General features: G+C 43.2%; 13 protein-coding genes. 5 read left to right on the plus strand and 8 right to left on the minus strand.

Annotated features, from left to right (window positions below; translation table 11 throughout):
* Nucleotides 1–255: 255 nt before the first annotated feature.
* Nucleotides 256–7,170 carry a fibronectin type III domain-containing protein gene (locus FMM05_RS15725; protein WP_143374355.1) on the minus strand — a complete coding sequence of 2,305 codons (6,915 nt, stop codon included), beginning with the start codon at nucleotides 7,168–7,170 and terminating at the stop codon, nucleotides 256–258.
* A gap of 169 nt (nucleotides 7,171–7,339) precedes the next feature.
* On the opposite strand from FMM05_RS15725, the gene hflX reads away from it, so the two are divergent.
* A complete protein-coding gene (gene hflX, locus FMM05_RS15730; RefSeq protein ID WP_143374356.1) occupies nucleotides 7,340–8,569 on the plus strand; it encodes a GTPase HflX in 1,230 nt (409 codons plus the stop codon).
* Nucleotides 8,569–8,949 (plus strand): hypothetical protein, encoded by a 381-nt coding sequence (locus FMM05_RS15735; RefSeq protein WP_143374357.1) that lies wholly within the window; start codon nucleotides 8,569–8,571, stop codon nucleotides 8,947–8,949. The genes hflX and FMM05_RS15735 overlap by 1 nt, the downstream gene beginning before the upstream one ends.
* Before the next feature lie 52 nt (nucleotides 8,950–9,001).
* On the opposite strand, the gene FMM05_RS15740 is transcribed toward FMM05_RS15735, so the two are convergent.
* The 6 genes from FMM05_RS15740 to FMM05_RS15765 all read right to left on the minus strand — a co-directional run bounded on the left by FMM05_RS15740 (nucleotide 9,002) and on the right by FMM05_RS15765 (nucleotide 16,636).
* On the minus strand, nucleotides 9,002–10,039 hold the full coding sequence (locus FMM05_RS15740) for a hemin-degrading factor (RefSeq protein WP_143374358.1): 1,038 nt from the start codon (nucleotides 10,037–10,039) through the stop codon (nucleotides 9,002–9,004).
* Nucleotides 10,040–10,050: 11 nt separating this feature from the next.
* Nucleotides 10,051–10,827 (minus strand): heme ABC transporter ATP-binding protein, encoded by a 777-nt coding sequence (locus FMM05_RS15745; protein ID WP_143374359.1) that lies wholly within the window; start codon nucleotides 10,825–10,827, stop codon nucleotides 10,051–10,053.
* 3 nt (nucleotides 10,828–10,830) lie between these two features.
* Nucleotides 10,831–11,865, minus strand: a complete 1,035-nt coding sequence (locus FMM05_RS15750) for a FecCD family ABC transporter permease (protein ID WP_143374360.1) — start codon at nucleotides 11,863–11,865, stop codon at nucleotides 10,831–10,833.
* On the minus strand, nucleotides 11,855–12,748 hold the full coding sequence (locus tag FMM05_RS15755) for a heme/hemin ABC transporter substrate-binding protein (RefSeq protein ID WP_143374361.1): 894 nt from the start codon (nucleotides 12,746–12,748) through the stop codon (nucleotides 11,855–11,857). The genes FMM05_RS15750 and FMM05_RS15755 overlap by 11 nt, the downstream gene beginning before the upstream one ends.
* Nucleotides 12,749–12,898: 150 nt before the next feature.
* On the minus strand, nucleotides 12,899–13,732 hold the full coding sequence (locus FMM05_RS15760) for a DUF5689 domain-containing protein (RefSeq protein ID WP_143374362.1): 834 nt from the start codon (nucleotides 13,730–13,732) through the stop codon (nucleotides 12,899–12,901).
* 3 nt (nucleotides 13,733–13,735) lie between these two features.
* Nucleotides 13,736–16,636, minus strand: coding sequence for a carboxypeptidase-like regulatory domain-containing protein (locus FMM05_RS15765; protein ID WP_143374363.1), 2,901 nt, complete (start codon nucleotides 16,634–16,636; stop codon nucleotides 13,736–13,738).
* 95 nt (nucleotides 16,637–16,731) lie between these two features.
* Here FMM05_RS15765 and FMM05_RS15770 point away from each other — a divergent pair, with 95 nt between their 5' ends.
* The 3 genes from FMM05_RS15770 to FMM05_RS15780 all read left to right on the plus strand — a co-directional run bounded on the left by FMM05_RS15770 (nucleotide 16,732) and on the right by FMM05_RS15780 (nucleotide 19,733).
* Entirely contained in the window at nucleotides 16,732–17,829 is a 1,098-nt protein-coding gene (locus FMM05_RS15770; protein WP_221932284.1) for an endonuclease/exonuclease/phosphatase family protein, read from the plus strand.
* A gap of 273 nt (nucleotides 17,830–18,102) precedes the next feature.
* Nucleotides 18,103–18,642: a 3-hydroxyanthranilate 3,4-dioxygenase gene (locus tag FMM05_RS15775; protein ID WP_143374364.1), complete on the plus strand. Its 540-nt coding sequence runs from the start codon at nucleotides 18,103–18,105 to the stop codon at nucleotides 18,640–18,642.
* 164 nt (nucleotides 18,643–18,806) lie between these two features.
* Nucleotides 18,807–19,733, plus strand: coding sequence for a magnesium transporter CorA family protein (locus FMM05_RS15780; protein ID WP_143374365.1), 927 nt, complete (start codon nucleotides 18,807–18,809; stop codon nucleotides 19,731–19,733).
* 264 nt (nucleotides 19,734–19,997) lie between these two features.
* On the opposite strand, the gene FMM05_RS15785 is transcribed toward FMM05_RS15780, so the two are convergent.
* A complete protein-coding gene (locus tag FMM05_RS15785; protein WP_143374366.1) occupies nucleotides 19,998–21,140 on the minus strand; it encodes a cystathionine gamma-synthase in 1,143 nt (380 codons plus the stop codon).
* Nucleotides 21,141–21,206 lie beyond the last annotated feature (66 nt).

Here is a 21,206-nt window from a genome sequence, read left to right on the forward strand (position 1 = left end):
AATTTAGTTGTTTGATATTGAAAATGAGTAATGTATGTTTAATATTATAAAGTTATAGTTTCTAAAATATTCAAAATAGTAATATCCCATTCAAAAAAACAAAATACGGACTAAATATATAACGTTTTTATGATTTATTTAGGAAAATACATCAAAAAAATAAAAAAACAGTATAAAAATGAGATACTGCCCTTATCTATAAAAGTAAAAAAAACTCCCGCCCTAAATAGAACGGGAGAATTTTTACCAATTTAATTAATCTTGTCTGTTAATGTAAATCCATCCGGTTTTAGTTTCACCGTTGGCACGCTCAAACATAAAGAAGTATGTACCTGTTGGCAGTTCGTCACCACTATTGGTTTGTCCAAACCACTCGTCTTTGTACATATTTTTACTGTATACCTCTTTACCATAACGGTTAAAGATCTCCAGTTTTTTAATATCAAAACCGCTAAGGTCAAAGTTGTCATTTTTACCATCGCCGTTAGGAGAGATACCTTTTTGTACCAGGCAGCTTGCTGAGTCTACAAATGCTTCTGCATTTGCAGGGCAATCGCCGGCTAAAGGAGTTACTTTAACATAGTATGTTTCAGGCTCAGTGTTTGTAACAACTAATGTTGAAGCATCTGTACCTACAACTGTACCGGCACTGTTTGTCCATTCAAACGATACATTATCTGCATTGTGCAGTAAATCCTGCTCAAATGATACTGTTAGGGTATAATTGTTATCAATACATCCCTGAACTACAGATACCACAGGAAGTGCAGTTACTGTAACAGTAGTAGTAGCGGTTACCGAAGGACAATCTGTTGTACCTGCAACAGTATTAGAAACTGTATACGTACCCGGTGTACTTGCAGCAAGGTTAATAACACCTGTTGCACCATCTATTACCAATCCTGCAGGCGAAGCGGTAAATGTACCGGCAACATCTGTTAATATTGGAGATGGGTTAGTTGTTTCATCCTGGCAGTATGCAGCTGATGCATAGCTAAATGTTGGTACCGGGGCAGGAAGTATATTAACTGTAACACTTTCTGTTACCTCGCCACAACCGGCGGCTGCAGCAACAGTATTAGTTACAATATATGTACCTACTGCGCTTGTGCCCGGAGTTATAGTTCCTGTTGCAGGATCTATAATAAGGCCTGGAACATCTACCGTAAATATGCCGGCAACGCCACCTGTATTAAGTACCGCAGGAACGTTTTCTGCATTTTGGCAAACCGATGCAAATGCATAAGTAAAGCCAGCTACAGGTAGTGTGGTTATAACAACCTGTGTAGTAGCTATTACTTCCTCACATCCGCCTGCTGCTGCAACTGTATATGTTACAGTATAAGTACCGGCTGTACTTGCAGCAAGGTCTATATCTCCTGTAGTTGCATTGATAACAACAGCACTATCGGCAGAATAAACACCACCTAAAGCGCCTGTTTGTGTAACAGTAGCTGTACCTGCATTAGAGCAGTATGGTGAGTTAGCATACGATATTGCAGCAACCGGTTGTGTTGTAATAACAACCTCTGTAGTTGCAGTAACTTCGGCACATGGGCCAGAAGCGGCTATGGTATAGGTTATAATATAAGTACCAGGAGTTGCTGTTGTAACATCAATTTCACCTGTTACAGGGTCTATAGCAAGGCCATTGTCTGCACTATAAGTTCCGCCTAAAGTACCGTTAACCGGTAGTGGCTCAACAGTTCCTGCGTTAGAGCAGAAAGTAGTGCTTGGAGTGGTACCATAACCTATTTCAGCTTGTGGCGCTTCTAAAATTTCAACTGTTGTAGTTGTTACAAATGCAGGACATGAAGCTGTAGCTGCAAGAGTATACGTTACAGTGTAAGTACCTACAGTGCTATCGGCAAGGTTTATTGTACCTGTAGCAGCATCTATAGATAAGCCTGCGGTTGATGTATAAACACCACCTGCATTACCTGTTTGTGTAACAGTAGCATCTGTACCGTTAGAGCAGTAAGGGCCTGCATAAGCAATTGTAGCAGTAGGTGCCGGGGCAACGGTAATAACCCATTGTACTGTTTGCGTACAAGAAATTACATCGCTATCGGCAATAACTACATAAAGTGTTTGTGTAGATGCTGTAAATACTGAACCATCTGCGATAGGGTTAGCGTTTACGTTTGCATCTGCCTGAGACGTGTAAACGCCTACAACCTCATATTGATTAGGATCAAGATCACCTAAAAGTACATCGTAATCTACTGTTAAAGATGCAGTACCATTTGAGCCACAAAGTGTTACAGGATCTGGTGTTGGAGCAACAAATGTTGGGCTTAACGCAACGGTAAACTGATCTGTAATTACTTCAGTTGTAGGCTGGTTAGGATATGTTACAACAACGCTGTATACGTGTGTACCAAGTTCTGTAACATGAATAGTTTCAGAATCGTCATCTGATTCCACTACTTCAGGATCAGTAATTTCCTCACCATCCATAAACCACTGATAGCTAAAGCCTGAGAAATCTGTAGGGTTGCCAATAGTTGCTGTTATATCAGCTTCATCGGCAGCACATAATATCTGGTCTGCACCAAGTTCTACAGTAATATCACAGCTTGTAGCACCAGCGCCCGGAGCGTTGATGTTAGTTTGCGTAAGGGTTATATTACCGGCCTGGCCGTTAAAGTTTGTTAAAAGTAACGCATATACCTGGCCAGCCTGTGTATTAGCTAAAGAGAAAATCTCAGTTGCTGATGCAGAGTAGCTACATGCTACTATTAGCGGGTTAGCACCCGGTACAAGCTCTATCTGGCTACAAGCATCAAGTTGAGATGTAAACGGCCCAAAGGCTGCAAAGTCAACATCAATAGGCGTGCCTGCGTTGCTTACCTGTGTAAGGGTAAAGTTAAGATTACCAGGAGAGTCTACAGTGAGGTAATACCATATAGGGTTAGGCGTACTGCCTAAACAGCCAATAGAACCGTAACCTGTAACTCCTGTAGAGTTAACAACAGGTACACCGCTATCGCCTGCACAGAAAGGTTCTGCATCACCAGGGCCTACTGTAGGGGTTGTAAAGTTGGTTTGCACCCAGTCGCTAAAACCATTTACAGAAGGACATACCGCTCTAACATATACCGTATATTGAGTAGATACTGTTAATCCTTCCTGTATATATTCCGGAGAAGTAACCACAGTACCTGATGTAGGTGTCGGGGCACTTGCAGGTAATACAACAACTTCCCATGAAGTTTCAGATCCATCAGGAGTCCATGAGAATGAAGCACCCGTACCTGATAAACATGTAACAGAAAGATCTAAAGGATCCGGGCATAATGGGTCTGTTTCATGCTGGTAAGGGCCGGCCCATGTACTGTTGCTTGTAGTGCTACAAATTGTACGAACATAAATATCATATGCTGTACTTGCTGTAAGCTCATCTATAACAGCCTCCGGTGTAGTTGTGGCAATTACGTTTGTAGTTGGAGTTTCGCCCGGAGCATCGCCACCGGCTACAGTATAATACACTTCGTAAGTAGCACCTACAATTACAGATGGTGTCCACTCTACATCAATGGTAGTTGTAGTTTCATCCGTTATGGTAACACCTGCCGGAGGTAAACATGCAGGGAAAAGACAATCTACTTCGCCTACAAAGAGCATAGAGTTTTGTGTGCCTGTACCCGCTGGTTTTGTATAAAGCGTTTGTGTGAATGGGTTTACAATTGATACACCTACCTCGCCGGCAAAATTTCCGCCTGCGTTCCAGTATAATTCAAAAGGAACACCATTACATAAAGGAACCTGTACCGTTACAGGGCCAACGCCTGTTGTAAATGTAGAACCTATAGTTGCAACAGGTATACCGTTTTGAGATACTGTCATGGTATTGCCATTCCAGCCATCGCCCCAAGAGTCTGTCATTACAAAGCTATAGTTACATTGTGTTGACGGGTCGCATATAGGAGTGTTAAATAATATTGGGCCAGACCATAAACTCTTATCGTCATCGGCACATACTGCCCTTACATAGTAATTGTACTGTGTAGCGGCTGTAAGTGTGGTAATAGTATAAGGAGGAGCCGTAGTAACAGTAGTACCTACTGTAGAAGCCGTAGGAGCCGGTTGTGTACTTGGCACTACATAAACTTCCCATGCAGTTGCCGTACCCTGGTTAGTCCAGTTAAGAACTGCCTGAGTTTCTGTAATACCGGATACGGTTAACGCAGTTGGCTGCGGACATGTAATAATGCTAAAGTTAACATTATCTATAGCTGCTGGTGGCTGTGTACCTATAATTCCGTCGTTTCTCCACTCAAATACAAGTCGCATTGTGCTGTTTGCATAAGTAGATACGTTTTGTACAACGCTAACGTTTGTCCAGGCAGCACTGCCCACAAGGTTACCACCTATTTGTATACGGTTAGTGCCTGGAGCAATTTGTGTACCCGCAGTTGGGGTAAATGTTGTAGGAACAAGCCATACCCTAATGTAGTCAAAGTTGTTTTCGCCAACATTTTTCCATGAGAAAGCAAGGTTAGCATCTGTAGTACCGGCAGGAATAACTATATCCCTGTATGCCTGTACAACCGATGATGCATTTGTTGTATAAGCGTTACTTACACCATTATCATTCGTTACGTATAACGAGTGTGTAGGGCTAAGGCTTGTTGCCGTACCTATTGCCCATTTGTTGGTTTGTGTACCGTTGTTAAGTGTCCAGTTACCGTTATCTGTACCTTCAAAATCCTGAACATAATCAGTTACAGCAGGAATTTGCGGTGTTGTAAAGCTAACAGGGCCTGTCCATAAGCTTACTCCATCGTCTGTACCACAATTACTTCTTACCCAGAAATAGTAAGTTGTAGATGGTGTAAGCGGAGTTTGTGTATAAGTGGTTGCGGTTACCGTTGTAACAGGAGTTGTGCTTGCAGTAGGAGCTGTATTGGTTGTAGACCAATATACATCATACGATTCTGCACCTCCCGAAGGGCCTGTCCATGTGTAAGTAGCAGCACTATCTGTAAGTGTACTGATAGTTAAAGCTGTTGGCTGAGAACATGTAATAACACTAAGGTTAATGTTATCTATAGCGGCCGGTGGGTTACTACCGCCACTTGTATCATCCCTCCACTCAAAAACCAGCCTCATTGTGCCATTTATGTATGGGGTAGTTGTAAGAAGTGTGTTAACCGTTGTCCAGTTGCTGTTGCCAACAAGTGGGCCTGCCACCATTATACGATCGGCAGCTGCAGTAATTTGCTGGCCTACTGTAGGGGCAAAACTTGCAGGAACCTGCCATACTCTAATATAATCCCATCCTGTTTCACCTAAATTCTTCCAATCGAAAGAAAGGTTAGTCTGATCAGCCCCTGCAGGAACTGCGAAATCCCTGTAAGCATGAACCACAGATGCCTGAGTGTTGTTATAGGCATTTGTAACACCAGCGGTGTTAGATATATACAATGAGTGTGTACCGCCATTTGATGTTGCAGTACCTACATACCATTGGTTAGGCTGGTTACCATTGCTTAAAGACCATCCTGTAGGAGTGGTTTCAAAATCCTGTGTGTAGTTTAATGTTGCAGGAACCTGCGTTGTCATAAAACTATAAGGGCCTGCCCAGGCACTAAAAGTACCGTTGCCGCAATCGGCACGTACATAGTACTCATAAGCCGTAGCTTCTGTAAAAGCAACGCCACCTGGCGTAGTAGCAGATACAGGGTAGTTAGTATTTGTAGTTACTGTAGTACCTGCACCTGTAGGTATGCCAGATCCCGGGTTTTGTACCACAAGCTGCCATGATGTGGCGGTGCTTGGGTTAGACCACGATAAGTTTGCAGATGTTGCTGTTGCCCCTGTTGTAGGAAGCCCTACCGGTGGTGCACAGTTTACCTGCTGTATAGTTAGTGTATATGGGGTAGTTTGTGGCGTAGCCCATGTAGAGATAACTATATAATAAGTTGTATTTGCCGTTACTGATAACGATGGAATATTAAGGGGTACTGCCGCCGATGATGATGCACCGCCTACGCAGCTTACACCTACGTTTGCACAACTGTTGTATACAAACACACCTGTCCATGCACCGTTATTAGTTACATCTATACTAATTACACCTGTAGTAGTAGGGGTATAAGCATAAAATACATCATTACCGTTTAGGTAAGGGCTTGTAGTACCACAGCCGGTTGCTCCCGGGCTGTTCTCTACAGTATCGCCATAGTTAGATGTGTTATCTGTAGTAGAGTAAGGTATGCTACCTACAACAATAGGCGAGCCACAGGCTTCTCCTACCGCAGTGGTACTAAAGTTAAAAGGGCCTACCCAGATACTTTCTCCACCGTCAGAACACAATGCCTTAACATAGTATTTATAATCAGTGTTCTCTGTAAGTGTTACACCGCTGCCTGCAGTTCCTGCAGGGAAAGGCAATGTACCTGTATAAGTTACACCCACTCCTGTAGGTACGGCTGTTACTGGTAAAACCTCAATTTCCCAAGAGGTTGCGCCACTTGGGTTAGCCCAGCTAAGGTTAGCTGTAGTAGTTGTAATGCCAGTGGCTGTAAGTGCACTTGGATCCTGGCACTTAGCGGTTACTTTTACATTATCTATAGCCCATCGCTCTGCGTTATCTCCTTCCATTACAAAGGCAATATACCTAAATGAGCCGGCCATGGTAGCAGGCAGGTCTAACGTTTTTTCTGCCCAGGCCTGTTGCGTAGGGTTTATCTGAAGTTCTGTCCAGGTAACCTGCGGAGTGCCAAAGTTAGCCGTGTTGGTTTGGTTCGCCACGCTGTCGTCTGCCTCGGCAACGGGGTTAGATACGTATATTTTAAATGAAGATCCCTGATCGGCATTAAAAAATAAACGAGAATAAAAATGCAACTGAGGATTAGTTGGCATTTCAATAAGTGGCGTTATAAGCCAGTCTGTTGCAACAGTTGTAGGTGCAACGTTTTCACGGTCAAGAAACGCCGAGTGCGTTCCTTCAAATGCAGGCTGTGCAGCACCGCCATTGCCCTGAATCCACCATACGGTAGGGCCATTGGCCTCGCTTACTAAAGCCCATCCGGCGGGCCCGCCAGCCCCCGAACCTGTTTGTGTAGTCCACGTGCCTTCAAATCCCTCCTCGGGTAACCCGGGTTGTGCGTAAGCACAGAGTGAAAGACAAAACATGAAAAACAAAAGGGTAATTTTTTTCATAGTTTTTTAGGTTTAAGAAAATTTAATCTTCAAATTTATAAAAATATAACATATGGTTAACGTTATGTTGAATTTTAACAGAAAAATTTCTTTTTGCGCTTTTTTATAATAATGTAAAAATTAAATGGGCTTAATTTTTGTAAATTTGTAAAACAATATAATGTGATATATGCTGGAGAAAGAAACTATTAGCTTTGAAAAAACAATACTTGCGGGTATTATTACAAAAGAGCAGAACGAAGAAAAATTAACAGAATACTTAGATGAATTAGAATTTTTAACCTATACCGCAGGCGGGCAGGTGGTTAAACGTTTTAATCAAAGGATGGAGCGCCCCAACCCAAAAACCTTTTTGGGGACCGGAAAAATTGAGGAAATACATCTTTACATTAAAGAACATGATATTAAGACTATTATTTTTGATGATGAGCTTTCGCCTGCGCAACAAAAGAACATTACCAAAATATTGGACATTAAAGTTTTAGACCGTACTAACCTTATCCTTGATATTTTTGCACAGCGTGCAGAAACATCATACGCCCGCACACAGGTAGAGCTGGCACAGTGTATTTACCTGCTGCCACGCCTTAGCGGTATGTGGACCCACCTTGAGCGCCAGCGTGGTGGTATAGGTATGCGTGGCCCCGGTGAGACTGAGATTGAGACCGACAGGCGTATTGTGCGCGACCGTATTGCTTTGTTAAAAGAAAAGATTAAAACCATAGACAAGCAAATGGGTGTGCAGCGCGGCAACCGTGGCGCCATGGTTAGGGTAGCCCTTGTAGGTTACACTAATGTGGGTAAAAGCACCCTTATGAATGTTATTAGTAAAAGCGAGGTATTTGTAGAGAATAAACTTTTTGCAACGCTTGATACTACCGTGCGTAAAGTGGTTATTAAAAACCTGCCGTTCCTGTTATCTGATACCGTTGGGTTCATCCGCAAACTGCCTACACAGCTTATCGACTCGTTTAAAAGTACGCTTGACGAGGTTCGTGAAGCCGACTTGCTGTTGCACGTGGTAGACATTAGCCACCCTGATTTTGAAGACCACATAGCATCTGTGAACCAGATATTGCAGGATATTAAGAGTAATGATAAGCCTACCATAATGGTTTTTAATAAAATAGATGCCTATAAGCCGCTTACCATTGATGAAGATGATTTGATTACCGAGAAAACATCACGCCACTACTCGCTGGATGAATGGAAAGCCACATGGATGAGTACCGTAGGGCAGGATAAAGCACTGTTTATTAGCGCTACCAACAAAGAGAATTTTGAAGACTTTAGGGAAAAGGTATACGAGGCGGTGCGTGCTATACACATTAGCCGCTTTCCTTACAACAACTTTTTATACCCTGATTATAAAGACAACCACGCCGAAGAGAAAGAATAATGGCGACCCTGTTACAAGGCAGTATATTCTGGAGCTATGATTTTGAGGTAGCCAACCGCAACAGATCTACAGATTTTGGGTATCAATTTAGCGGTACAGGCCCTTTTTATACGCATTGCGGTACTATTGTTTTGAAAGATGGAGCACTATCAATTTCGGGCGATGTTAATATAGATATGCCTTTAGGCGATATAATACAGCTGTATTTAGGGTTTGATGAAATTTACACGCCTCTTTTGGCAAAAAACTTCGGACTCTTTTGGAAACCGTTGCGTATAAAAACAAATTATAGCACCCTATACATTATTATAGATTATAATTTTCTTTTCAGTAAAAATAAAAAGTGGTACAACACGATTGTACAGCTTTTAAGCCCATAAAAAAAGCCGCATCCTATTAAGAATGCGGCTTTTACTATTAAAACGGATAAAATTATAAAGAAGCAACCAGTTCTTTCCACTCCTGCAATTCAGGGATGCCCGGCTTACGCTTGCCAAAGAACTGAACGATAATTTCGCCAAGTTCATTAAACACCTCAACAGCGGTAACTTCGCCATCTTCGGTTGGTTTGCGCACTATCCAAACCTGGGCAATTTTGCTCATATCCAGGTGAAGGTTAAAATCAGGGTCCATTACATTAAACCACTCGTTGTGCCACATTGTTTTGCGCACGCGGCCGGTGTGTATTTGTATGTTACCCCTGTTGCCTACAAAGCACATAATAGGCAGTTTGCTTTCGGCAGCGCCTTCAAGCATTTTTACAACCACTTCTTTATCTACTTTTTTAGCAAGGTTTTCGTTTGGAGCAAGGCGAAGCGCCTGTGTACGGGTTACACCAAACCTTTTTAGCATACCAAAGAACGCGTGAGTATCTTTAAGAGTACTCCATGCAGCCTGAAAACCTTCAACATCAATATCGCTGTCCGGTTTTTCATCAATTACAAGCGGCACCTCAACCACAGTTTCTTCTGTAGTTTGGTTGTCTGATGTATATTTTGCTACCAAAACATCAAATGCAGCAGCATCGCTATCGGCAGTAAGGTATATTTTATGGATGGCAAGGCCGTCTTTACCAAAAAACTGAAGGCTTTTACGGTCGCCGTGCTCGCCTGCTTCAGATACTGCATAAGCTTTATCCCAGTGTGAAAGGAAAATACGCATATCGATATCCTGGCCTACAAACAATCCTGCAAACGGAGAGCTAAAATCAGGGTTAAGGTAAACACCTTTGCGTTCGTGCACGCACTCATCGTTACGGGTAAGGCCCATAACTTTGCCAAGGGTCTCTACTTCAGATAAAATAGCGGCAAACTCCGGGCGAAGGCGCGTAATGCTTTCTCCTGTTTGTGTGGCAAGAAGTTCTGCCTCGCTAACGCCAAGTTTCTCGGCTGCATTACGTATCCTTAAATGCGGGGTTTCTGCTTTAAGGGCGTCCCACTGTTGTTTTAATGAATTAACGATTGTACTCATATGCTATAAAATTAGGTTCCAAAAATTATTAAGGGGTTCTGATTAACAGGGTTGGGGCAAATGGTGCACGGAAAATTGTAAACACTGCTGATGATCTCGCGGGTAAATACCTTATCGGGAACATCGTGCGCTACTATTTTGCCCTTTTTAAGCAGCATTACCCTATCGGCAAACTGGGCAGCCAGGTTAAGGTCGTGCAGTACCATTACAGCCGTATTGCCACGCTTTGTAAAGTTTTTAATGGTGTGCAGTATGCGGTGCTGGTGCAGCACATCCAGGTTATTAAGGGGCTCATCTAAAAAAACAAGCTTTTGCACTATATCATTATCCAGTTGGGCCAGCACACGGGCAAGGTGCACACGTTGTTTTTCGCCACCGGAAAGTGAATTGTACTCGCGGTTTGTAAGGTGCACCACATCGGTCTCTGCCATGGCTTTTTGTGCAGCCTCTTCATCGGTTTTATGCGGAATGGAGCTGAAATACGGGTAGCGGCCCATCATAACCACATCTTTTACCGATAGCGGAATATCATGGCTGTTACTTTGTGAAAACTTGGCCTTGCTGTATGCCAGTTCCTTATTATCCCACTCTTTAAAGGTTTTCTTTTTAAAGAAGATAGGATCTTTGTGCTTATCCATCTCGTTGGACAGTAGGCTAAGCAGGGTGCTTTTACCTGCGCCGTTAGGGCCCACAATTACAAGAAGTTCACCGTGGTGTACAGACACATTTATGTTTTCGAGTATCGAAAACTTGCGGTGGGCGTAGGATACATTACTGGCTTCTAACATAATTTACATTGTGTTCCTGTTGCGGATCAATATTATTATAAAAATAGGCGAACCCATAAAGGCGGTAAGCACACCAATAGGTATTTCGCTTGGCGGGGCTATGGTACGGCTGATGGTATCGGCCAAAAGTAGCAACATGCTCCCAAAAACTGCCGATAAGGGCAATATTATATGATAGTTACTCTTAAAAACAAGCCTTAAAATGTAAGGCACTATTAAGCCTACAAAGCCTATGGTACCTGCAAATGCAACGGTTGTACCTACAAGTAAAGCTGTTAAAATTACTATCTGCTTTTTTATACGTTCTACCGGTATGCCAAGGTGCTGTGCATCTTTTTCGCCCAGCATCATGGCATTAAGTGCCTTGCCTTTGTTAATAAGAAAGTAATATGACACCGCAACAACCGTTGCCAGTATGGTATTCTTCGTCCAAGTGGCACCGGCAAGGCTGCCAAGGTTCCAAAACGTAAGGTCGCGCAGCTGGTCGTCTTTACTAAAATAAATAAGCAAACCCATTACGGCAAAGCCCATAGCGGTTATGGCAACACCTGTTAAGAGCATCATAACCACATTGGTGCGGCCATTTTGGGTAGATATGCGGTACACCATAACCATAGTAATAAGCGAACCTACAAATGCCATTATGCTTAAAAGCGAATACTGCAAGAACTCCGGTATGTACGGGCGTATGTAACTGCCCAGCACAATGGTAACGGCTGCAAAGAGCGATGCTCCTGCGGTTATACCAATCAAATCAGGTGTGGCAAGCGGGTTGCGGAACATACCTTGCAAACACGTACCCGATACCGATAGTGCACTACCAATTAATATGGCCATTACAATACGCGGTAGGCGCAGCTGCATGAGCACAAACTCATCGGCCGGGTCTATACTGCCGTCGTGATTTATAAGGCCTGTAAAAATTTCGTAAAACGAATGCTTCTCAAAAACATATACACCCATATATAGCGAAACTACTGCCAGTGTAACCAGCAGTAGTAAGCTTACAATAAGGTATAATGGCAATTTATTTTGCATCTGCGGCAAGCTTGCTGTTTAGCTGGGCAGCAGCCTCGCCTAAGCGTGGGCCAAAGCCACTAAGCAAACCTCCATCCATAGTAATGATCTTTTTATTTTTACCGGCGTTAGTTTTATCTACACCCGGAATTTTAAGTACGCCTGCATCGCCTTTAAGGCTTTCAACACCGCTGTCGAACATTAAAATAACATCCGGGTTGCCTTTAATAAGCGCTTCCGGGGTTAACGGTTTAAAGTCGGCAAACTCTGTAATGGCATTTTTACCGCCTGCAAGGGCAATAACCTGGTCTACCGGAGTTCCTGTACCGCTAACCATTAGCATGTTAGCGCCACGGGCATAAATAAATAATACTTTAGGGGCAGATGCAAGAGGCTTAACCGCTTTTAGGTCGGCATCTACTTTATCCTGTAGTGCTTTAAAATCTTTATGGCCTAAAACACCTGCCACATCGGCAATAAGTTTTTTGGTACCCTCCGGAGTAAACTCCTGTTTGATAATCTCATACTTAACACCTGATGCCTTAATCTTAGCGGAAAGGTCCGGTGTCAGATCTTTATCGGTAGCCAGTATAAGTGTTGGCTGTAATGCCATAATAGCTTCTATAGAAACACCGTGTGCAACGTGGCCGAGGTCTTTAGCTGTTTTTTTAACGCTTTCAGGGTACGTGCTGGTAACATCTACACCTACAATTTGAGCTTCATGGCCTAAGGCAGCTACAACCTCTGTAACCGCGCCGTTAAGCGAAACGATTTTAAAGGTTTCGATTTTAACAACCGTATCGGTAGCATTAGTGGTTGGCTCGGTAGTTTTTTCTTCTTTTTTACAAGAAACAGTAGCCAGCATAACAAGGGTTAATGCCAGTAAAGTATGTAATCTTTTCATTTGGTTTACGGTTAATTTATTTTTATTAAATCTAAATTAGCGCAAATCTATTGTTTTTATTTAGAATGAAAAAGAATAGGACAATAAAAAATAGTGAATTAATGGTAACCGCCTGTGGAATAACGCATGGATAGATAGTCAGATGTATTATTAAAACCGGGGGGCGTTTAATTTAATGTCTTCTTTGGTACGGGCTATAAATTGATAATCATTACCATATTTTGTAAGGATACCCCTTATCTGTCCGCTACCGTTTGGTACGGCGTTGCCTGAAAACTCAGCCTGGGCAGTAGTCCTGAAAATCAGAGTATCGCCGGTAGCATCTTTAAGTAAATGATTGGTGGCACCGCCAATATCGTTATTGCTTTCGTAATAGGTATGCCCAACCGATGTATCGGCAAACTGTACGTTGTCAATCTCGACTAACTTATTAAGGTAGCTGTCGTTTTTAAGTTGGGTAAGGGTTACATGCTGTACTAATGTTTCTTCCGGCACTACAGTGCACGAACGGTTAAGGTAAGTAAGATAATCGGCTTCCGGCAGGCGGCCTATGGTTGCAAAACCGTTTATTAAATAAACGCCGCCCAGATTAAGCGACCCATTGTACAGTTGTGTGTAAAGGCCATTGAGTTTGATCAAAACCTTGCGGCCCGGCTCAAAGTTGATAAAGGTGGATGTAACATCTACATCTACACTAAACCCAAACGATGCATCTAAGGTTTGGAATGAAATCGTTTTATAAAAATTACCGCCTTTATCGCTGCTGGTAACGTAAGCTTCAATAATATCATCGCCCGAAATGGCTGTATTATCTGCATATAGCTGCACCTGAGATGTAGCCGGAATTGCCTGTGGTTCCATGTTCTTAACCAACGTAGTGCCATCACAATCCAGCACTGGGGTATTGTAATCATCATCGTTTACACAACCTGCCATAATTATAATCAGGCTTAGGGCGATGAGGTATTTATAAAGTGTTTTCATATCTTAAAAGTTGAGATAGAGGTTTAAAAAATAAGTTCGGCCATAGCCGTAAAAATATTTGGCACCAAAGGCCGGCGTGCCGCTGATAACATCTTGATTGAGCTGGCGATAATTGGCATTGCGAGCCTGCTCAAAACCACCCGTTTTATAGGTAACATCAAACAGGTTATTTACGCTTCCAAAAAAGCCCACGATGTATTTACCAAACTTCCACGATTTACCGCCCTGAAGGTTAACCAGGTAAAAAGCATCAAATTTTTCCTGTTTTAAAAGTTCGTGGGTTCGCTCGCTGCTTACTTCCGGGAACGGGAAACCGTTTACATCAGCCGGGTTCTTTAAAAAGTTAGTGGTGCGCAGCAATGCCGACACGTCTAAATAATTGTTTGCCAAATAATTGACGTTGGTGCCTACCCACCAATAATCAGGGTCGCGGTATTCTATCCCTACGGCGTAGGCCTGTTGCGGCATACCGGGTAGTTTGTAGTTTTTCATGGTGGCAGCGCCAAAATTAGTAACCACCCCGTTAGGGTTTACCAAGCCCGTTTCCTGTTGCAGTGCAGCGAAAGCATCGTTATTAAGTAAAACGTTAGGGTTATTATCATACGTATATTGCCCATAAGAAGCCGATGCTGTAAGCTTAACGGTTGCCGTAAGTTTGTATTCAAGGCCAACTTCTAACCCCATCATTTTCTTGTCGATGTTCGTTACGGTTTCCGCTACAAAAGCATTCGAGTCGGCCGACTCAATACCTTCGAAAACACCTTCGGCAAAAAAGAAAGAGGTTTCTGCGGCATCTTTTATTTTGGAAAAATAACCCGTTATCCTTGCCTTTAAAAGTGGCGTACGCAGCAGGTAGCTAACATCGGCACCCGCAATGTTTTCGCTCTGTGGGTTTTCCCACACGCTGTTATTTAAGCGTGCATTAGGAAAGGTATTTCTTAAAGAGGGTGCTTTGGTCATGTAAACCCCGTTAAAAATAAACAGGTTACGGCCATTTAGCTTGTAAGTCACGCCACCTTTAAACCCAAAATTATCAAAGCTTATTTTTTGGCTTTTGCCGAAAGAATTATCGGCATAAATACCATTGCGGTACAAGCCATCGCGCTGATAGTCGGATCGTGAATAGGTTTGCGCCAAATAAAAATCAAAGATCTTATAGGTAAATTTAAACTGTGTAAAAGCGTTGTAGCTGTTTGCAGTAAGATTGTAATTATAGCCGAAAGTATCGCCAACGCCTACCTGCCGGTTAGGATTATTTAAATCAGCCTGTCCCTGGCTGCCGCGGTAAAATGGGTCGATATCGCTATAATAAGTCCCGCCAAGCAGGTCGAGCAAATTTTGGTAATTGTGCGATTTTAATTTGGTAAACGTAGCCCCTGCATTTAGGACTATGTGATTAGTAACCTGAGAGCGCAAAAGGGTAGTGGCGGTAAGGGTTTTGTCATCAGTACGGTCTTCGTATAAAACGTAACGACTTTGCGATGGTGCACGGTTAATTTCGGTGCCATTGCCATCAGTAACTGCTGTTGTATTGGCAAAATACATATTGTTCCAGTTAAGCTGTGGGTTAGCCGTAAAATTGCTCTGTGCCTGTTGGGCAAGTGCTATGTTTTGAGCGCTGTTCCCGGTAAATGTTCCGCCCAAGCCGCCAGGCTGGTAAGCCTGAGGCGCTACGCCAACCGAATTTTCGTACTGTGAGGTATAATAACTGGGCAGGTTTTGGTAAAAAGTAGGGTCGGGGTTGGTAACGTTCTGGAAATCGATACGGCTGTTGCCGATCTTACCAAACTGGTAGGCAATATTGGTATTTAAAGATGTATTGTTGCTTAGTTTCCAAAAGTGGCTTAGCATCAGTATTGGCTCTTCCACATCTTTATCGCGGCTGTTGCGCTTTTTGCCATCCTGCCAGCCCCAATAGGAATTATATTCCTTACCCATAAGCTGGGTAACTTCTGTAGTATTGGGCGAACTTTTACCACGGCTGTTTTGCGCATAAATACCGGTAAAGTTAAGGCTGTGCACATCGTTAAGCTTTTTCTCTACGCTTATAAAAGCCGAGTTGGCATCATAATCCGTCCCATCAAAATGGCCTTCTTGCGCCCATCTGCGCGAAGCAGAAACTACATACCCCCAGCCCTTGCGGTTCATGCCCGACGCATAGGTTGCCATAGCGCGCCAGCTGTAATTGGTATTAGCTGCTGCATACGATAGACGCGTTCCCGGCCTGAAGAGCGATGCCCTTGTATTAATTTCCTGCGTGCCCAGAATGTTGCCAAAAGTATAGTCAGACGGGGCAGAGCCCATAGTAAATTCCTGGTTGCGGGTAGCATCATTAAGGCCGCCCCAGTTGCTCCATTGTGGCCTGCCGTCGTATAGCTTGTTCATGCTTACACCATTTATCATGGTGGTGCCGTACGGGTTATCAAGCCCACGAATTTTAAACCGCGCCTGCCCCCAGTTAAACGCAGCCGCCTGCTGAAATACATCACGTGAAGCCTGTAAAAGTCCTGCCGTGTTTTCAGACCCGCTATTGTCATCGCCCAAATCGGCATCGGTAATGGCAATCAGGCTTTGCTGCTGCTCTGTATAGGTGTTTTCTTCAAGGAGTATTACACCCAGGTCTAACGGCCTTGCGGCAGATGCCTCAATACTAAACAGCTGGGTAACGTAGCCGCTGCTGCCCACGCTGATAACATGGCTGCCGGCGGCAATGGGGTTAAACATAAACGCTCCGTTGGCATTGGTTAACACCGCCTGGCCTGTTGCCTGTATGGCAGCCACCACGTTTTCCAGCGGTTGTTGCGTTTTGGCATCCAGCACCCGGCCCTGTACCGCTGTTGTTTTTTGCGCCCAGACCTGTGTCGAAAAAAAGAGTAATAAAAAACCGGGGAGTAGTTTTTTCATCAATACGTTTAAATTATTTCATTTCTTTGTATCAGGGCGCAAATGTACATTATGAGTACATTGAATGCCATATACAGTTTACTTTTGTTTGTACAATGATAAAACAATTTTACTTTGCCGTGTTTATGGTAATCCTCATTTTTGGGGTAAATGTTTGCGCGCAGGATAAAAAGTATAAGGTGCAAACTATTGCTTTTTATAATGTTGAGAACTTATACGATACTATTAACGACACTAAGGTTAACGATGAAGAGTTTACACCCAATGGCAAACAGTATTGGACGGCTGCTAAATATCAAAAAAAACTTGCTAACCTTGCCCACGTTATTGCCGGTATCGGATCGGGCGACAACCCCAATAATTCGCCGGTAATTATTGGCCTTGCCGAGGTAGAGAACCGTGGTGTATTGGAAGATCTTATAAAACAGCAATTACTGATTGAGAAAGACTACGGTATTGTGCATTTTGACTCGCCCGATCGCAGGGGTAGTGATGTTGCGTTGCTGTATCAAAAAAAATTGTTTAAACCCATAAGCTACAAAAATGTTGGCCTGTATAAAACCACTACCGCTGTTGCGGAAGAGGAAACTGACGAAACTACCGAAGACAAACCCGACACTTACAAAGGCCGCCTTTTTACCCGCGACCAACTACTGGTTACCGGTATGCTGGATGGGGAGGAGGTAAGCTTTATTGTAAACCACTGGCCGTCGCGGTCGGGTGGGGAGAAAAAGAGCAGTCCCGGCCGTGAAGCTGCGGCAGTACTTAACAGAAAGATAATCGACTCACTATACTACATTAACCCGCTGGCCAAGATTGTAAACATGGGCGATTTTAATGATGGCCCTTACAACAATACCCTAAAAAAAACACTTGGTACAAAAGGCTATAAAGACGATGTTAAGCCCGGCGGGCTCTTTAACCCTATGGAAAAAATGAGCAAAGAGGGCGATGGCACACTTGCCTATTACGATTCCTGGGATATTTTTGATCAGATAATAATTTCGCAACCGTTGTTGGGTAAAGATTACAGTTCGTACCATTACTGGAAAGCGGGTATTTATAACCCTGTTTTTATAAAGCAAGGCAGTGGCAAATACAGTGAGTACCCGTTGCGTACCGCTAACGGTGAAGTGGGTTTTAGCGATCATTTCCCGGTGTATATTTATTTAATTAAAGAGGGGAAGAAGTAGTTTTTAGGTTAAGAGTTGCGGGTTTCGGGTTGCGTGATGAGCAAGAGTAAGAGCATCTGAGTGAAGCTAAGGCCTTGAACTTCGTTGCGTTAAGCAAAATAAAAGTTGAGGCGTTAAGAATCATTTGCTGTTTGAGCGTAAGCGAGTTCAAATGATTTAGCCGAAGCTTATATTTTGTAGCAAAAGAAGTTAGAGCCTTGAATTTTTGTTTCTTTTGTTTCAAGACAAAAGAAAACAATCCTTATCTTTAATTGAACTTAAAAACTACACACCATGGCACTTCAAAAGCCTTTTAACCTTAATAAATGGATCGAAGAAAACCGTCATTTACTTAAACCTCCTGTTGGTAATAAAAATATCTATCCACTGTCTGACGATTATATTGTAATGGTGGTTGCGGGCCCTAATGCCCGTAAAGATTACCATTATAACGAGACCGAAGAACTATTTTACCAGTTGGAAGGCAGTATTAAGGTTGTTGTTCAGGACGAAGGCGAGCGTAAGGAGATGGAGCTTAATGCCGGCGATATGTACCTGCATCCGGGTAAAGTGCCGCACTCACCCGTTAGGGGAGAAAATTCTATTGGGCTTGTGGTAGAACGTGTTAGGGCAGGCCGCGGTTTTACCGATGGGCTGCTATGGTTTTGCGAAAATTGCAACCATAAACTATATGAGGTTTTCTTTGAGCTCCATAACATAGAAAAAGATTTTTTACCCCACTTTAAGCATTTTTATAATAGTGAAGAGTTGCGCACGTGTGATAAATGCGGCACGGTTTTACCTGCCGATGCCCGTTATGTAGATTATGATTAGCATTTAAGTATCCATATAATTTCTTCTGGCACCGTTTTTGGTTACCTTTGCAAAAATTCTATTTTATTTCAAAAATGGACGAAGACGATCATCAGAAGAAACTAATCACGTAGCAGGAAAAGCCATTGCTTTTTCCTGTTGCCTAACTATGGGAAATTGCAATTATGGTAACCTTTTACAAAAAAAGCAATGGGCTGGCTATAGCCCAAAGCATTACAGATGCCGCGTGGATTAGCTTGGTAAACCCTACACCTGCGGAGACTGCATTTTTACTCAACGAGCTAAAAATACCCGAAGCCTTTTATAACGATATTGAAGACGTAGATGAGCGCCCCCGTATGGAACGCGAAAACGGATGGCAGCTGGTTATTGTGCGCATTCCGCTTAAGAATGACAGCGAACGCCTGCCGTACACTACCACACCATTGGGCTTTATTTTTAAGGATGACATTTGCATAAGCATCTGCTTTACCCAAAATGAGGTTATAGACGATTTTATTGCCTACACACAGCGCAAAAACATTACGCCTCAGGATAATTTTACACTGGTGCTGCGCATTTTAGTTTCGAGCAGTATCTGGTTCCAAAAATACCTCAAGCAGGTTAACCAGCGTATTAAGGTAGCTGAGAACAATCTGGAGAAATCCATCCGCAACGAAGACTTGCAGGAACTTTTGCAGATAGAAAAATGCCTGGTGTTCTTTATTACCTCGCTTAAAGGCAACGAAATGCTGTTTTACAGGCTGCGTAACCTAAAAACCCACAAAGAGACCTTTGACCCGGAACTTATTGAAGACGTAGAGATAGAACTCCGCCAGGCACAGGATACCACTAATATTTACAGCGATATCCTTACCGGCACTATGGATGCCTATGCATCGGTAATATCCAACAACCTTAACGTTATTATGAAACGGTTAACCTCAATTTCCATTATACTTATGATACCTACATTGGTAGCCAGCTTTTATGGTATGAACGTACCCAACAGCCTGCAGGATAACCATTACGGGTTTTATATCGTGGCGTTGGTGTCTTTCCTGATTAGTATAGTAGGTGTGGTAATGTTTAAGAAAAAGAATTTGTTTTAAGTCAACTTTGTATATAGATAAGCATTCCCCTCCTTTGGAGGGGTGCCCGTAGGGTGGGGTGGTTTATTCATTTTAAAGAACCACCCCGGCTTTCAGCCACCCCTTCAAGGGAGGGGGAAAACCACGATTGCTACTATGATAACGATAAATTTAAAAGCCGTGATTTACACATTGTAAATCACGGCTTTTAATATACAAATATATGTATCGGGTTATCAGCTAAAACCTCGTACTCGAAACTCTCAACCCGAAACTCTCAACGGCTTACGCCAGCGCCTGCTCAATATCCGCAATAAGGTCTTCAGCATCTTCTACACCTACGCTAAGGCGCACAAGATCATCGGTAATGCCAATTTCTTTACGTTTAGGTTCAGGTATGCTGGCGTGTGTCATAAGTGCCGGGTGGTTGGCCAGCGACTCTACACCGCCAAGCGATTCGGCCAGTGTAAACACCTTTAGGTTTTCAAGGAATTTTATAGCTTCTGCCTTATCTCCCGATGTGAAGGTAAACGACACCATTCCGCCAAAGCCGCCTATCATTTGTTTTTTGGCAATATTGTACTGCGGATGTTTCTCCAAGCCGGGGTAGTATACTGTTTTAATTTTAGGGTGGCTCTCTAAATATTCGGCCACTTTAGCTCCGTTTTCGCAATGGCGCTGCATGCGCAGGTGCAGGGTTTTAATTCCTCTAAGCACTAAATACGAATCCTGCGGACCCAATGTACCACCCGTTGCAAATTGTGCAAAGTGAAGTTTTTCGCCAAGTTCCTTGTCTTTTACAATAAGTGCACCGGCAATAACATCGCTGTGGCCGCCCAGGTATTTGGTAGCACTGTGCATTACAATATCAGCTCCCAGGTCTAATGGACGCTGTAAATAAGGCGTTGCAAAAGTATTATCTACCGCAAACAGCACATTTTTTTCTTTGGTGATTTTAGCGATAGCTTCAATATCGGCCAACTTCATTAAAGGGTTGGTAGGGGTTTCTACCCAAACCAGTTTTGTTTTATCGTTAATAAGCGACTTAAATTTTTCTACATCGTTCATATCCACAAAATGGAAAACAATGCCGTAATCCTGGTAAATGCGGGTAAACATACGGTAGGTGCCGCCATAAAGGTCATCCATAGCAATTACCTCGTCGCCAGGCTTAAGCAGTTTCATAACGCAGTCGGTTGCTGCAAGGCCCGATGAAAATGCGAGTCCGCGCTCGCCGTTCTCAATGCTCGCAAGCGAATCTTCCAGCGCAGTACGTGTTGGGTTAGCCGCACGGCTGTATTCGTACCCGCCGTGTACGCCCGGGCTCTTTTGTGCAAAGGTACTTGTTTGGTAAACCGGCACCATTACGGCTCCGGTTGAAGGGTCGTGATGCTGACCCCCGTGTATGGTTTTTGTGTTAAATTTCATATAAAGAAGGTTCAATGTCTATAAAAATTAGGCAAATTTACTGTAATTTGGTTACACCTGTAACAC

It is taken from the genome of Flavobacterium zepuense, from assembly GCF_007097145.1.
Classification (GTDB): domain Bacteria; phylum Bacteroidota; class Bacteroidia; order Flavobacteriales; family Flavobacteriaceae; genus Flavobacterium; species Flavobacterium zepuense.

What these genes read in the sequence shown, in the direction of transcription:
- FMM05_RS15760 (WP_143374362.1), bottom strand. Translation starts at nt 13,732, where the DNA reads ATGAAAACACTTTATAAATACCTCATCGCCCTAAGCCTGATTATAATT.
- FMM05_RS15725 (WP_143374355.1), bottom strand. Translation starts at nt 7,170, where the DNA reads ATGAAAAAAATTACCCTTTTGTTTTTCATGTTTTGTCTTTCACTCTGT.
- hflX (WP_143374356.1), top strand. Translation starts at nt 7,340, where the DNA reads ATGCTGGAGAAAGAAACTATTAGCTTTGAAAAAACAATACTTGCGGGT.
- FMM05_RS15740 (WP_143374358.1), bottom strand. Translation starts at nt 10,039, where the DNA reads ATGAGTACAATCGTTAATTCATTAAAACAACAGTGGGACGCCCTTAAA.
- FMM05_RS15745 (WP_143374359.1), bottom strand. Translation starts at nt 10,827, where the DNA reads ATGTTAGAAGCCAGTAATGTATCCTACGCCCACCGCAAGTTTTCGATA.
- FMM05_RS15780 (WP_143374365.1), top strand. Translation starts at nt 18,807, where the DNA reads ATGGTAACCTTTTACAAAAAAAGCAATGGGCTGGCTATAGCCCAAAGC.
- FMM05_RS15735 (WP_143374357.1), top strand. Translation starts at nt 8,569, where the DNA reads ATGGCGACCCTGTTACAAGGCAGTATATTCTGGAGCTATGATTTTGAG.
- FMM05_RS15755 (WP_143374361.1), bottom strand. Translation starts at nt 12,748, where the DNA reads ATGAAAAGATTACATACTTTACTGGCATTAACCCTTGTTATGCTGGCT.
- FMM05_RS15775 (WP_143374364.1), top strand. Translation starts at nt 18,103, where the DNA reads ATGGCACTTCAAAAGCCTTTTAACCTTAATAAATGGATCGAAGAAAAC.
- FMM05_RS15770 (WP_221932284.1), top strand. Translation starts at nt 16,732, where the DNA reads ATGATAAAACAATTTTACTTTGCCGTGTTTATGGTAATCCTCATTTTT.
- FMM05_RS15785 (WP_143374366.1), bottom strand. Translation starts at nt 21,140, where the DNA reads ATGAAATTTAACACAAAAACCATACACGGGGGTCAGCATCACGACCCT.
- FMM05_RS15765 (WP_143374363.1), bottom strand. Translation starts at nt 16,636, where the DNA reads ATGAAAAAACTACTCCCCGGTTTTTTATTACTCTTTTTTTCGACACAG.
- FMM05_RS15750 (WP_143374360.1), bottom strand. Translation starts at nt 11,865, where the DNA reads ATGCAAAATAAATTGCCATTATACCTTATTGTAAGCTTACTACTGCTG.